This window comes from Roseateles asaccharophilus (assembly GCF_004362405.1).
GTDB lineage: Bacteria > Pseudomonadota > Gammaproteobacteria > Burkholderiales > Burkholderiaceae_C > Kinneretia > Kinneretia asaccharophila.
Genome location: NZ_SNXE01000003.1, coordinates 81,270 through 94,092 on the forward strand (window position 1 = coordinate 81,270; position 12,823 = coordinate 94,092).

Genomic DNA, 12,823 nt, shown 5'->3' on the forward strand with positions numbered 1-12,823 from the left:
CGAGGAAATCCCTGATAGCCACCCCTGGACGAGCCCATGCGCATCTGTCTGCTTGAGGATGATTTGGTACTAGGCCGGTCTTTGCAGGCCGTGCTGCAGCGGGACCATCACGAGGTGGTCTGGGTCCGCCGGCTGGCGGAGGCACGCCAGCAGCTGGCGGAGGCCGCGCCGGATGCGCTGCTGCTGGACCTGGGCCTGCCCGACGGCCAGGGCCTGAGCCTGCTGCGCGAGATCCGCGCCCGGGACAGCCAGCTCCCGGTGCTGGTGATCACGGCGCGCGACGGCATCGAGGACCGCCTCCAGGGTCTGGACGAGGGCGCCGACGACTACCTGATCAAGCCCTTTGTGGGTGCCGAACTGCTGGCCCGGCTGCGGGCCGTCACGCGCCGCAGCGGCCGGGCCCAGGCCCCTGAGGAGCCACAACTCTGGAGCGTGCGCGATCTGGTGCTGGACGAAGGGCGCCAGCAGCTCAGCCGCGCGGGCCAGACCATTGCCCTGTCCAAGACCGAGTTCGCCCTGCTGCTGACCCTGATGAAGTACCCCGACCGGGTGCTCACCCGCGCCGAGCTCGAAAGCCGGGCGCTGGCCCGCAGCGAGGGCGCGGCCCTGGATGTGCATATGTTCAATCTGCGCCGCAAGATCGGCGAGGGCTATGTGCGCACCGTGCGGGGTGTGGGCTTTGTGCTGGAGAAGGCATGAAGGCGGCCCCCAGCAAGTCCCTGTTCAAGCGCGCCCTGTTCTCCTTCTACGCGGTGCTGCTGGCCGCCTGGCTGGGCATGCTGGCCAGCGAGGTCCATGACGTCAAGGTGGTGCAGGCCCGCAACGGCCAGGCCTGGAATCAGGTCTGGGCCGAGCATGTGCGGTTGCAGGCCCGGCTCTGGGCCCAGGAACCGCAGAAATTCCAGGAGGTGCTGGCCGAGCTGGAGCGGCTGCGGGCCCAGGAGTGGCGACAGATGGGCTATGAGCCGCCCATCATCCTGCTCCAGGTCTGGCGCGGCGGCGAGCTGCTGCACCGCTTTGCCTCCCCCGAGATTGCGCGGCGCCCGCCACCGGACGAGCAGCGCCATGCGCCAGACGCGGCCTGGCTCTATGTGGAGCTGAGCGAGCCCTCGCAAGCGCTGCTGGTGCGACGCTGGCAGGAGGTCCCCGGCGACTGGCATTTCGGGCTCAATGGCCTGGCCTACTACACCCGCCCCCTGTTTTACAGCGTGCCCCTGCTGATGCTGCTGGCCTGGCTGCTGCTGCGGCGCGGCTTTCGCCCTCTACGTCGCATCGGCCCGCAGATTGCCAACCGCTCGCCCCAGGACCTGCGCGCCCTGCCCCCCTCGGCCTATGTGGAGCTAGCCCCCGTGGTGGAGGGCGTCAACAGCCTGCTGGCCCAGCTGCGCGAGCGGCAGCAGCGCGAGCGTGAGTTCCTGCTGGATGCAGCGCATGAGCTCAAGACCCCCATGGCCGTGATCCGGCTCAATGCCGAGGCGCTCGCCGGCAGCCGCGATCCTCAAGAGGCCGATGCGGCCCGCCAGCGCCTGGACGAGGGCGTGCAGCGTGCCACGCACACGGTGCACCAGCTGCTGTCCCTGTCGCGCTCGTCCGCCGATATCGAGCTGGAGCGGCGTGAGCTCGATCTGGTCGCCCTCACCCGCGATCGCATCGTGCTAGCCAGCCAGCTGGCCCTGAAACGCCGCATCGATATCGAGCTGAAGGCGCCCGAGGCGCTGCCTCTGTGCCTGCACCGCGAAAGCATGGCCTCGCTGATCGACAACCTGCTGGACAACGCCATCAAGTACAGCCCCGCCCAAAGCCAGATCATGGTGAGCCTGAGCCAGGATGATAGGGCCGTGTCCCTGAGCGTGTGCGACCAGGGGCCGGGCATTCCCGAGCCCCTGCGCGAAAAGGTGTTCGAACGCTTCTACCGCCTGCCCGATCAGGACCAGGCCGGCAGCGGCCTGGGGCTGGCCATCGTGGAACGTGCGGCAGCCCGCCACGGCGCCCGGGTCATGCTGGCGGCGGGCGCGCAGGGGCAAGGCCTGTGCGCCACGCTGCGCATGCCGCGGGCAGCCACAGACCTCGAGCGCACCTAAGGCCCGGCCCGCAGCACCCGGTCACGTCCCTGGGCCTTGGCCTGGTACATGGCGCGGTCGGCCGCGCGCAGGCTGGCATCCACCTCCGGGGCCGACTCGCACTGCGCCACACCGAAGCTGGCCGTCACGACAAGCCCGGCCGGCCATTCCTGCAAACGCAGGCACTCGCGCAGGCGCTCGGCCACCACCACGGCCTCGTCGGCATGGGTCTGGGGCATGAGCAGCACAAACTCCTCGCCCCCCCAACGCGCCGCCAGGTCCTCGCGCTGCAGATTGCTCTTGAGCGTGGCGGCAAAGCGGCGCAGCACCTCGTCGCCCACCTCATGCCCATGCTGATCATTGATCAGCTTGAAGCGGTCGATGTCCGCAAACACCAGGGCCAGCGGGAAGAGCATGTCATCCTGGGAGCGGATCAGCAGGTGGAGGTCATGCTCCAGGCCCATGCGATTGGAGACGCCGGTCAGCGCATCGCGATGGGCCAGCGCGGCCAGGTCCTCGGAATGCGCCTGCAAGGCGATATGGGCGCGTTGCAGGGCCAGCTTGCGGCGGATGCTGTGCGCCAGCTTTTGCCGGGACTGACGCCCTTCCCACAGCAGATAGCCCAGCAGGCTGAACATCCACAGCCCGATCAGCCCCAGCCGGAAGCTGGCGGCGGAAATCCAGTGCCCGCGCAGCTCGGCCTGCTGCAGATGAATCTCGTAGCGCCCGGGCGGCAGACCGCCGCCCGTGGTGAAGCTCAGCAGCACGACCTCATTGAGCTGGGGGCCGGACAGCTTCAGTGGCAGGGGGCGCTGCTGTGCCCACCAGGAGGCCACCATGAACTGCGTCAGCGGCACATCCACCGTCTGCGCTTCGCGGCTGGGGTCCAGCACCAGCTCATGCGGCTTGAGGTCCGCCACCTGCCCGCTGCCGGCGTAGGCGGGGTCGCGGTTGCGCAGAAACACCCGCAGGGGCACGGGCCCTGCCGGCCCGCTGCTGCTCACCCGCAGGCGCAGCAGCTCGAAAGCACTCAGATCCAGGCCCTGCCCCTCGGCACCCAGGGCCAGCTGCATATCGCAAAAAGGCCATTCATACCCCGCGCGGATCTCGCATCGCAGCCGCCACCCCTCGCCATCGGGCAAGACCTGGCCCTCGCTGCGACCACCCTCCCCGCGATCATCCACGGCCGTGACCACTTGATCGGGTCCATGCCCGTCAACCCGCAGTACCCGGGTCATCCAGAAGGCATTGGCATACAGCCCCAGCAGGGTGAGCACGCTCAGCACAAGCAGCAGGCGACGCAGGACCATGAACCAGCAACTCCAGAGCCGGCGCGCGGCTGCGAGGGGGCAGCGAGCAGACACCGGCGGTTCGCCGGACCCCACACCCTGCATGCCCCAACGGCGCCGGTTGGGGCCAGCGCTGTCATTGTGGCAGGCGCGGCTTCACTGCCAAGCCCACAAAACCGCGCAGACCTTGAAACAGGGGGACTCGTCCCGACTTATGCTGCTCAACTGATCTGACAAGGGCTTGAGGAGTGGGCATGAGTGCGCAATCGATGCTGGAGCAATTGCTGAAGTCCGGCCTGGGCATGCTGCAAGGCCAGAGCGGCGGACGTCCGCAGCTGGGCGAGTTCGGCAAGGGCGCGGCCCTGGGCGGCGGCGTGGGCGGTGCGCTGGGCCTGCTGCTGGGCAGCAAACGCGGCCGCAGCTATGGCGGCAAGGCCCTCAAGTACGGCAGCATTGCCGCCCTGGGGCTGATGGCCTACAAGGCCTACAGCCACTGGCAGGCCCAGCAAGAGGCCGCGCAGACCGGCGCCGGCACTCCGCCCCCGCGCACGGTGGACCGACTGCCCGCCCCCGAGGTGGAGGAACACAGCCGGGCCATGCTGCTGGCCATGCTGGCGGCGGCCCGCTCCGACGGACATCTGGATGCACGCGAGACCGAGCTGCTGCAGGCCGAGCTACGACGGCTTGAGGCCGATGCGCAGCAGCTCGCCTGGTACGAGGACGCGCTGCGCCGCCCCCTGGAGCCCGCCGAGGTGGCCCGCATGGCGCAAAGCCCCGAGATGGCCGCCGAGATGTACCTGGCCAGCCTGCTGGTGGTGGATGAAACCAGCTTCATGGAACGGGCCTATCTGGACGAACTGGCCCGCCAGCTCAAGCTTCCGGACTCGCTCAAGACCCAGCTTGAATCCCAGGCCTTGAGCGCATGAGGCCGCCGCTCGCTGCCCTGGGTCTGGTCTGCGCCCTGCTGGGCACGGTGGCCCAGGCCAAGCCGCCCACGGCCGCCGCCTTGCAGGGGAAATGGTGCTGGCACGAGACCCAGACACAGGGTCAGAGCTGGCCCGAAAAGGCGCAGGTGGAATGGTTACCCCAGGGGCGCTACAGCTGGTCGGAACCGCCCTTCCACTTGGAAGGGCGCTGGTCCCTCAAACCACCGGACGAGCTGGAGATGAGCCACCACCGGGGCTTCCGTATCCTGCTGCTCCAGGGCGATGAGCTGCATCTGGGCCAGTTCGGTGGCGTGTTCAAGTTTCGGCGCGGCAGCTGTGCTGCCAACAGCTTCTCAGGCCAGGACCGGCTGAGCTTCCACAACGCCGCAGCCAGCGGCGATCTGCCCACGCTCCAGAAGTATCTGGAGCGCGGCATGTCGGCCAATCTGCAGGATCAAGTCGACGGCGACACCGCCCTGATCAAGGCCGCCAAGTTCTGCAGGCCCGAAGCCGCGCAGATGCTGCTGGCGCGCGGCGCCGACGTCGGACTGCGCAACCAGGATGGTCGCCGCGCCCTGGACTACGCCCGCGAGAGTCGCTTCCACCGGGGCTGTGCGCCGCTGCTCCAGACCCTGCAGGACAAGACCCGACCCTAGCGGCCGCCGGCCTCGGGCAGGACCGCGGCCGGGCGCCCGTCAGCGCTTGAGCGCGGCCTTGTAGAGGCGCCGGCTGCGGTGGGTGCCCGCCAGCAGCAGGAGATCACCGGGCAGCAGCTTGTCCTCTTCCGCGGGGCACAAGCGCATCACCCCCAGGCGCATATGCAGCAGCGGCACCATGGGTGCGTCGCTGGCCAGCTCCGCCACCTGCTGCCGCAGCTCGCGCAAGGTCTGCATGCGCCAGACGCTCTGGGTCCAGGTTTCCAGGATCTCGTCGCCCACATCCTGGCGCAAGCGCTGCAGCAGGCCCGCCGACCAGGCCTCATCCTGCTGGGCCGCCTGGCTCAGGAAATGGCCCAGCAGCGGCGCGCGCGTGTGGCGCAGCACCTCGGTGGCAATGAGGTAGCCCGTGGCCATGACCAGCCGAGCCCCCGCCTCCCGGAACAGCACGGCGTTGCGGGACTGGGTTCGCCGCAGGATGAGCGGCAGCTCGGGCGCCAGCTCGCGGGCGGCCATGGCAATCGCCAGATTGTCCAGATCATCAACCGTGGCTGCGACCAGGAGCTGGGCCGTCTCGATGCCGGCCTTGCGCAGCACATGGGCGTCGGTGGGGTCGCCCCGGGTCAGGCGCTCGCAGCTGGCATCGGGCTCGGGGTCCACCACATGCAGCTCCACCTCCGTGTCACGCAGGCGATGCCGCAAGGCGCGCGCCAAGGGTCCCCAGCCGCAGATCAGCCAGCGCCCCCGGGGCAGGGGCTGCACCGGCGCCATCACGGTCTGGCGCTGGGCGGTAATGGCCTCGTAGATGATGTGCAGGCTGGGCGCGTTGAGCGCGATCGCCATGCGCTCGGCAAACACATCAAAGGGATTGATCATCGCGTCGGCACCGGCCTGGGCCAGGCGCGAATGCCAAGCATGATGGCTCACCGCCCCCAGCACCTGCAGATCGGGCGCCAGCATCTTGGCGCTGAGCACGATCTTGGTGTTCACCGCATCATCGCCGGTCAGCGCCAGCACCCCCTTGCACATGGGATGACGCAGCCCCGCGGCCAGCAGCACCTGGGGATCGCTGGCATCCGCCTCCAGCGCCGGCACGGGCAGGGACAGGGCATCCACATCCACCGCCTCCACGCGCTCATGGTCGCGGTCCAGCACCACCACGGGCAAATCGTCCGCGGTCAGCTCTCGCGCCACGCGGCGGCCGGCATCGTCATAGCCGCACAGCAGATAGAAAGGCTCGCGCAGCCCCTTGACCTGCCGATAAAAGCGCCCCTGGAGCAGCAGGCGCCGCATGGTGGGGTCCTGCAGCACGGCAAACAGCGCGCCGAAGCTGTAGAGCCAGGCCACCACCGTCATATAGATGCTCAGGGTGCCCCAGAGCCTCTGCATGGGCGTGAAGGGATAGGGAATCTCGCCCAGGCCTATGGTGCTGCCCAGAAAGCTCACGAAGTAGGTGGCATGCAGAAAGTCCATGCGCCAGGGCTGGCCGTCCGGCGTGGCGCCGGGCACCAGCACAAAGCCCAGGATGGCCACCGCATAGGCGAGGATCAGCACCACCAGCGGCCGGCGCATGCGCCGCAGCAGGATGAAGAGGCTGTTGCGCTCGGCGAGCGCCCCACGCGCCGTGGCCATCAGCGGCGCTGGTTGGCGGTCTCGATCACCAGCAAGACCACCGAGACCACATTGGCCACCATGGCACCCGTGGCAAAGGAGACGATGGTGGCCATCTGTTTGGCCCCAAGCTCCGCCCCCGGCGCGAGCTGGGCCACCGCCACGCCCCAGACGCCGGCCGCCGCGAGCAGCTGCACATCGGCCACCAAGCTGGTGGCCAGCATGGTGGAGCCCAGGGGAGAGCGATCCCCGAACTTCATCACCGTGGCCACCAGGCTCACGATGATGGCCAGAAACAGCTCCACCGAGTCGTGGTGGTCCGGGTTGTCGATATCGCCAACCACGAAGCCGACGTTGAGCGTCAGCGCCAGCACGATGACGAAGGCGAAGAGCACGCGTTCAAGGCTCATGGGTTTGCAGCAGAGTTTTGTGGAGAAAGTCTAGCTGCACTCGCAGCCCGGCCCGACATGCTCAATCAATCGCCCGGCTTGAGGTCTTGCGTCCACATGGCGCCCAGGTCTGGCTCCGCGTCAGCAGGGCGGAAACCCCGCTTGGGAGCGCGGGAGCCAGGCGCTACAGTGCCAGCATGCAAGCGCTACCCACCGAGTCCGAGCGCGACCCGCGGCGCCGCGCCCTGGTCTGGCTGGGCCTGGCCCTGAGCGGCGCCCTGCTGCCCTCGCGTACGGCCCAGGGCGTGGCCGCGCCCACGCAGCGCCGGCCGGCCGAGCGGCTGCCCGCCCTGGTGTCCGACGATGTGCTGCGGGACTACCGCCTGTTTCTGGGCGACCGCGATGCGCTGGCCCTGGATGACTTCGGCGGCGCCCATGCCCGGCGCGATGTCGCCGAGGTGCTGCTGCTGCTCAAGGGCCTGGCGCAAGCGCGGTTCACGCAGCCGGTGGACATGCTGCCCCGGCCCACCGATGCCCGCCTCAAGGCCGATCTGCGCAGCGGCCTGGGTGTCTGCACCGCCACCAGCTACTGGCGGCATGACTTTGAGGCCGAGGACAGGGATCTCATCTTCAGCCAGGCCCTGGTGGAGGACGGCGAGTTCGAGGCCGGGCTCTACGCCATGCCGAACAATCACCGGGCCCTAGCCGCCCGCAGCCTCGACGATCTGCGGCAGCTGCGGCTGATCTCCAACCGCGACTGGCGGGGGGATTGGGAAACCCTGACCCGCCTGGGCCTGGGCGAGCGCCTGGAACATGTGGGCAACTGGTCCATGATGCCGCGCATGTTGGCCGCCGGTCGCGCCGACCTGCTGCTCGCGCCCTTCCAGCCCAGCGCGGACATGAGCCTGCAGGTCGACGGGCTCACGCTGCTGCCCGTGCGCGGGCTCAAGATCGCCATGCCGGGTACCCGGCACTTCGTGCTGTCCCGGCGTCATCCCGCCGGCCCGGCCCTGGCCGTGGCCCTGAACGCCGGGCTGCAAGCCCTGCGCCGCAACGGCGTGATCCGGCGCGCCTACACCCAGTCGGGCTTCTACCACCCCGAGGTCCGGGACTGGACGCGACTCTAGGCCGCTGCCGACCTGCGGCGACTAGGGTCGGCGAGCGACGATGAACACGCGGAAGTCCTTGCCCCGCGTGCCATGACGCTCCACGGCCTCCACCCGCAAGCCTTGCTGCTCCAGGCGGGCCACCAGGTCCTGGGCCTTGAACACCAGCACCGGCGGCGCCTTGCCAAGCAGACGCGCCAGCGGAATGGCCAGACGCCCGACCCAGGGATTCATTTCACCGATACAGGGTGTCTTGGAGATGAAGAGTCCCCCGGGACGCAGGGCTCGCAGCATGGCCGCCAGGGACGCATCCAGATCGGGCAACAGATGCAGCGCATTGAAGGCCAGCAGGGCATCAAAGCCCGCGGCCGGCGGCTGCACGGCGTCGGCCACCTCGAACTGCAGCGTGGCCACGGGCTGGGCCTGCAGCTTCTCGCGGGCAATGGCGATCATCTCGGTCGACACATCGGTGGCCAGATAGCGCCGGGTGCAAGCCGCCAGACGCAGGGCGGTACTGCCGGTGCCACAAGCCACCTCCAGCACCGCCTGCTCGGCGCTCAGCAGTGCGCGCACACGATGCAGCGTGGCCTCGTAGCCCGGCATGTCGGCGATGGGATCGCGGGCATAGCGGCGGGCGATACGGTTCCAGAACGCGAGCTGGGGGTGGGAGATGCTGGACATGGGCCCATGCTAACCATGCAAAAGCCAACCGCATTCCCGCAGAATTGCACAACACTAATGCATTGACGCATGGATCAACTGGACTGGAATCAGCTGCGCGCCTTTCTGCACACCGCGGAGGCCGGCTCTCTGTCGGAGGCGGCCAGGCGGCTCGGACTGACCCAGCCCACACTGAGCCGCCAGGTCGCAGCCATCGAGAAGCGCCTGGGCGTGAGCCTGTTCGAGCGCATCGGGCGCTCTCTCCAGCCAACGTCCACGGGGCTGGCCCTGCTGGAACATGCCCGCAGCATGGGGGCTGCAGCCCAGGAGCTGAGCCTGGCCGCCAGCGGGCACGCGCAGGCGGTGGACGGGGTGGTGAGCATCTCGGCCAGCGATATGGTCGCCGCCTGCCTGTTGCCAGCCGTGCTGCAAACGCTGGCCGAGCGGGCGCCGGGCCTGCGCATCGAGGTGGTGACCACCAACAGCCTGTCCGACCTGCGACGGCGCGAGGCCGATATTGCACTGCGCCATGTGCGTCCCAGCGAGCCCGAACTCATAGGGCGGCTGCTGCGCGAGGCCAGCGCCAGCTTCTATGCCTCCAAGGACTGGATCAGGCGCCACGGCCATCCACGCCGTGCGGAAGAAGCCGCGGCACTGCGCTTTGTGGGCTCGGATCGCAGCGGGCGCTATCTGGACTATCTGCGGGCACATGGCTTGCCGGTGGGCGAGCACAACTTCTGCGCCTATGCCGAGAATGCGACCACGGCCTGGGCCTTGGTCCGACAGGGGCTGGGCATAGGCGCCATGATGGACGAGGTGGCGGCCAGCTGCCCGGATGTGCAGCGCGTGCTGGACGAGGTGCCGCCGGTCCGCTTTCCGATCTGGCTGCTCACCCACAGGGAGTTGCACACCGCCAGACGCATACGCCTGGTCTTCGACCTGCTGGCCGAAGCCCTGGCCTCGCCGGCCGTGCTGAGCCCCTCGGGCCGCCAGCCCTGAGCGGCCTGGGCACCCGGGCGGCGCTTGCGAACTTGTCCCGATGCGGCATGATCGACAGCCTGGTGTCGGGAGTCGGCAATGACGCGAATGACCATGTGTGCGGCTGCAGCGGGCGGGCTCTGGCTGGCAGGAAGCGTGATGGCGGCAGAGCTCAGCATTCAGGTGCTGGATCGTGATGGCAAGCCTTTGCCAGACGCCGTCGTGATCCTGGAGAGCACGGCCACCGGTGCTCGCCCCCAGCCGAAGATGGAGCACGCGATCGAGCAAGAAGGCATGCGCTTTGTGCCAGCGCTCAGTGTGGTGCACCTCGCGACCAAGGTGAACTTCGTCAATCTGGATCGCTGGGACCATCATGTTCGAGGCGGCGTGGTCGGCCCCGGCGGGGTGTACCTGGACCCCAGCCAGGGCTATGCCTTCCGCCTTGCGGGCAAGACGCCCGGCAAGAGCCCGGCGCGCGAGCAGCGCCAGTACAGCCAGACCGGGCCGCAACTGCTGGGCTGCCATTTGCATGCCTCGATGCGCGGGCACTTGTATGTGACCGATTCGCCCTGGGCCGCGGTCAGCGATGCGCAGGGCCAGCTCAGGCTCAGCGGCGTGCCGGCCGGCAGCGGCCGGCTGCGCGTTTGGCATGCCGACGAGCTGGTGGAAACGCCGGCCATGGCCATCCAGGTGCTCGAGGGCATGGCACCGGTCCGGATGGCCACCCAGGTGGCGCCGCTCAAGAAGCGGGCGCCAGCCGGCCCCTCCTACGGATACTGAAGCATCGCCCAGCCTGGGTCGCCCCCCCAGCGAAGTTGCGAGCGGCTGCAGGGAGGGCGGGGCATACGCCACCGCTCACAGACGCATATCGATGACCAGGGCGTAGTTCGGCGTGGCGCGGCGGTCGGTGCGGTTATAGGCGTCGTCGGGCAGCCATTGCGTGCTGATCTGATTGGGCGGACCGCCCCAGGGCAGTGCGCCTTGCTTGGCCGTCAGGCGCAAGGACAGCTGCCGGTTGTACTGCCACTTGCCGTAGATCTCGCTCACCCGGGTGCGCGAGCGATCCAGGCGCTGGTTCTCGGTCAGCTGGGTGCTGTAGCCGGGGCTCAGGCTCAGGCTGGCACCCAGTGTGAGCGGCATGCCGCTCACCGCCTGGTCAAAGCCGAACGAGGCCGTCCAGGGCGCCTGCCCGTCCAGGCGGTTGTCCGGCCCGGGCAGGCCCTGGACCCGGGAGCGGTAGGCGCTGAAGGTGGCACGCAAACTCAGGGTCCGCGCCCTTGGCGAGTCCGCCCAGCGCTGGGGCAGCAGATCGGAGGCCCGCCCCTTGGCCTCCAGCTCCAGGCCGCTGGTCTGGGCGTTCGAGAAGTTCTGCGGCTCGCTGACCCAGCGCGGCACGCTGGCCCAGGGCACATCGCGCAGGCTCAGCACCTGACGCACCACGCCTTCGAGGCGACGGTGGAAGAGGCCCAGACTGAACATAGCGCCGCCCGCGCCGTAGTGCTCGTACGCCACATCCAGCCCCGTGGCCAGCTCGGGCTTCAGTGCCGGATTGCCCAGGCGGTCCGGTGCATTCGGCGTGTTGGCCTGCTCGACATGGGGGAACTGCACGCTGACCACGGGCCGCGCCAGCATCAGGTTCAGGTCGGCGGCCCGGTAGCTGCGGCTGAGGCTGGCGCGCAAGAGCTGCCGCCCCCTGGCATCGAATTTGTGGCTGAAGCTCAGCACGGGCGAGTTCACGCGGCTGCTGGCGCTCAGTGGCGCAGCGCCGGCCCCCATGGCCTGGCCGCGGGTCTGGATGCGCTCGTGGCGCAGCCCCAGATAGAGCTGCCACCGTGGCGTCAGCTCCCATTCATCCTGCACATAGAAGGCCTGGCGCAGCACGCGGGCCTCATAGGGCTGGCCCTCAAAGCTGCCGGCCAGGGGCTGACCGTTCGCATCAACCGCATCACGGCGCTCCCGCAGCTCGCGCCGCTCCAGGTCCCAGCCCAGGCTCAGCGCGTGATCCTCACCCAGCAGGCGGTTGTACTTGCCCGATTGCGTCAGGCCCTCGGCCCGCCCCGAGCCCAGGGTGCGCGTGCGCAGACCGCTGTCGTCAAAGCTCTGGTTGGCCAGGCGCCAGCTCGATTGCTGCAGGCCGGCGCGAAGTTCCAGGCGCTGATCATCGGCCAGGCCCTTGGACCAGCTGGCCTGGCCGTTGCGGTTGTAGGTGTCACGGTGCAAGTCCAGGTCGTCGATCTCCGGCGGCTGACCCGTGATGACACGGTTCTGGGTATCGATGCCGGCGTTCCAGTTCAGCTTCTGCAAGAAGGCGCTGAGCGAGAGCCTGTGATCGGGGCCCAGCTCCCAGTTCAGGCGCGGCGCGGCATTGGCGATCACGCCCCAGGCGACGAATCGGCTGTGGTGCTGGCCCAGCGCCAGCTGGCCGTCAGCGCCCAGGCCGCGCCGCTCGATGTCGGCTCGGTTGTACTCGCGCTCCCAGTCGGAGAAGTAGACCGGCAGGGTGAAGGCCAAAGGCCCCTGGCTCTCGCCCACGGTCAGCTGCAGATCCGGGTCGAGGTGCTTGCGCCCATCGTTCAAGGTCAGCTGCAAACTGCGCTGCGAGCGCCTGGGGGTGTTTTTCAAAATGACGTTGATACTGCCGGCCACGGCCTGCGAACTCTGCTCCGCCGTGGGCGTTCGCAGTATCTCGATGCGCTCGATCTGCGCCGGATGGAGTTGGTCAATCGAGAATCCGGCCGGCGCCGGATCGCCATTGATCAGCATCTGCGTATAGCGAGCACTCAAGCCCCGCAAACTCGGACCATCGCTGCCGATACTCACGCCCGGTTGACGTCGCAATACATCCAGAATATTGCTGTCGCCAAATCGATCCAGCTCTTCGCGCCCCACGATTTGCTTGGCCTGCCGGGCGGCGCGGCGCAATTCGGTCGCGCTCTGCCGCGCGACCACCTCCACCCGCTGCAGGCTGGAGGGTTCCGGCCGCACCAGGCCCTCATTGTTCGCCGCATCCTGGGCCGCACAGGCCAGGGGCAGCAGGAAAAGCGAAGCCGCCACATGGCAGTGGGCGGGCGGCAGGCCAGGAAACTTGGGCATGGATCAGGCTCCGTAACAAGAAGCCTGCAGGCTAGCCATGCCCCAATGAATCAAG

12 protein-coding genes are annotated in these 12,823 nt (G+C 68.7%); 7 read left to right on the plus strand and 5 right to left on the minus strand.

Features of this window, described 5'->3' with window-relative positions:
• The first annotated feature begins 36 nt into the window (after positions 1-36).
• The gene (locus tag DFR39_RS08205) at positions 37-699 is read left to right on the plus strand and encodes a response regulator transcription factor (protein WP_133603079.1); all 663 of its coding nucleotides are present in this window, start codon (positions 37-39) and stop codon (positions 697-699) included.
• The gene (locus tag DFR39_RS08210; protein WP_133603080.1) at positions 696-2,081 is read left to right on the plus strand and encodes a sensor histidine kinase; all 1,386 of its coding nucleotides are present in this window, start codon (positions 696-698) and stop codon (positions 2,079-2,081) included. The genes DFR39_RS08205 and DFR39_RS08210 overlap by 4 nt, the downstream gene beginning before the upstream one ends.
• Here DFR39_RS08210 and DFR39_RS08215 read toward each other — a convergent pair.
• On the minus strand, positions 2,078-3,370 hold the full coding sequence (locus DFR39_RS08215) for a GGDEF domain-containing protein (protein WP_162849460.1): 1,293 nt from the start codon (positions 3,368-3,370) through the stop codon (positions 2,078-2,080). The two genes, DFR39_RS08210 and DFR39_RS08215, sit on opposite strands and share 4 nt — an antisense overlap.
• A gap of 233 nt (positions 3,371-3,603) precedes the next feature.
• Between DFR39_RS08215 and DFR39_RS08220 the strand changes: the two genes are divergently transcribed.
• Both DFR39_RS08220 and DFR39_RS08225 read left to right on the plus strand, forming a co-directional pair.
• A complete protein-coding gene (locus DFR39_RS08220) occupies positions 3,604-4,275 on the plus strand; it encodes a tellurite resistance TerB family protein (RefSeq protein WP_133603082.1) in 672 nt (223 codons plus the stop codon).
• A complete protein-coding gene (locus tag DFR39_RS08225; protein ID WP_133603083.1) occupies positions 4,272-4,931 on the plus strand; it encodes an ankyrin repeat domain-containing protein in 660 nt (219 codons plus the stop codon). Before DFR39_RS08220 ends, DFR39_RS08225 begins: the two co-directional genes overlap by 4 nt.
• Before the next feature lie 39 nt (positions 4,932-4,970).
• Here DFR39_RS08225 and DFR39_RS08230 read toward each other — a convergent pair whose 3' ends face one another.
• A complete protein-coding gene (locus DFR39_RS08230) occupies positions 4,971-6,563 on the minus strand; it encodes a potassium channel family protein (protein WP_133603084.1) in 1,593 nt (530 codons plus the stop codon).
• Positions 6,563-6,952 (minus strand): DUF6394 family protein, encoded by a 390-nt coding sequence (locus DFR39_RS08235; protein ID WP_133603085.1) that lies wholly within the window; start codon positions 6,950-6,952, stop codon positions 6,563-6,565. The genes DFR39_RS08230 and DFR39_RS08235 overlap by 1 nt, the downstream gene beginning before the upstream one ends.
• A gap of 176 nt (positions 6,953-7,128) precedes the next feature.
• Here DFR39_RS08235 and DFR39_RS08240 point away from each other — a divergent pair, with 176 nt between their 5' ends.
• Positions 7,129-8,058, plus strand: a complete 930-nt coding sequence (locus DFR39_RS08240; protein WP_133603086.1) for a type 2 periplasmic-binding domain-containing protein — start codon at positions 7,129-7,131, stop codon at positions 8,056-8,058.
• Between the two features lie 21 nt (positions 8,059-8,079).
• On the opposite strand, the gene DFR39_RS08245 is transcribed toward DFR39_RS08240, so the two are convergent.
• The gene (locus DFR39_RS08245) at positions 8,080-8,718 is read right to left on the minus strand and encodes a class I SAM-dependent methyltransferase (protein ID WP_133603087.1); all 639 of its coding nucleotides are present in this window, start codon (positions 8,716-8,718) and stop codon (positions 8,080-8,082) included.
• A 69-nt stretch (positions 8,719-8,787) separates the two neighbouring features.
• On the opposite strand from DFR39_RS08245, the gene DFR39_RS08250 reads away from it, so the two are divergent.
• Together DFR39_RS08250 and DFR39_RS08255 are read left to right on the plus strand one after the other, a co-directional pair.
• Positions 8,788-9,696, plus strand: a complete 909-nt coding sequence (locus tag DFR39_RS08250; RefSeq protein WP_133603088.1) for a LysR family transcriptional regulator — start codon at positions 8,788-8,790, stop codon at positions 9,694-9,696.
• A 78-nt stretch (positions 9,697-9,774) separates the two neighbouring features.
• Complete coding sequence (locus DFR39_RS08255) at positions 9,775-10,455, plus strand: cupredoxin domain-containing protein (RefSeq protein ID WP_133603089.1); 681 nt, start codon at positions 9,775-9,777, stop codon at positions 10,453-10,455.
• A gap of 75 nt (positions 10,456-10,530) precedes the next feature.
• On the opposite strand, the gene DFR39_RS08260 is transcribed toward DFR39_RS08255, so the two are convergent.
• A complete protein-coding gene (locus DFR39_RS08260; RefSeq protein ID WP_133603090.1) occupies positions 10,531-12,768 on the minus strand; it encodes a TonB-dependent receptor plug domain-containing protein in 2,238 nt (745 codons plus the stop codon).
• Positions 12,769-12,823: the final 55 nt, after the last annotated feature.

Excerpts from the sequence above, each read along its gene's own strand:
- DFR39_RS08205 (WP_133603079.1), top strand. The coding sequence starts at position 37 with ATGCGCATCTGTCTGCTTGAGGATGATTTGGTACTAGGCCGGTCTTTG.
- DFR39_RS08210 (WP_133603080.1), top strand. The coding sequence starts at position 696 with ATGAAGGCGGCCCCCAGCAAGTCCCTGTTCAAGCGCGCCCTGTTCTCC.
- DFR39_RS08215 (WP_162849460.1), bottom strand. The coding sequence starts at position 3,370 with ATGGTCCTGCGTCGCCTGCTGCTTGTGCTGAGCGTGCTCACCCTGCTG.
- DFR39_RS08220 (WP_133603082.1), top strand. The coding sequence starts at position 3,604 with ATGAGTGCGCAATCGATGCTGGAGCAATTGCTGAAGTCCGGCCTGGGC.
- DFR39_RS08225 (WP_133603083.1), top strand. The coding sequence starts at position 4,272 with ATGAGGCCGCCGCTCGCTGCCCTGGGTCTGGTCTGCGCCCTGCTGGGC.
- DFR39_RS08230 (WP_133603084.1), bottom strand. The coding sequence starts at position 6,563 with ATGGCCACGGCGCGTGGGGCGCTCGCCGAGCGCAACAGCCTCTTCATC.
- DFR39_RS08235 (WP_133603085.1), bottom strand. The coding sequence starts at position 6,952 with ATGAGCCTTGAACGCGTGCTCTTCGCCTTCGTCATCGTGCTGGCGCTG.
- DFR39_RS08240 (WP_133603086.1), top strand. The coding sequence starts at position 7,129 with ATGCAAGCGCTACCCACCGAGTCCGAGCGCGACCCGCGGCGCCGCGCC.
- DFR39_RS08245 (WP_133603087.1), bottom strand. The coding sequence starts at position 8,718 with ATGTCCAGCATCTCCCACCCCCAGCTCGCGTTCTGGAACCGTATCGCC.
- DFR39_RS08250 (WP_133603088.1), top strand. The coding sequence starts at position 8,788 with ATGGATCAACTGGACTGGAATCAGCTGCGCGCCTTTCTGCACACCGCG.
- DFR39_RS08255 (WP_133603089.1), top strand. The coding sequence starts at position 9,775 with ATGACGCGAATGACCATGTGTGCGGCTGCAGCGGGCGGGCTCTGGCTG.
- DFR39_RS08260 (WP_133603090.1), bottom strand. The coding sequence starts at position 12,768 with ATGCCCAAGTTTCCTGGCCTGCCGCCCGCCCACTGCCATGTGGCGGCT.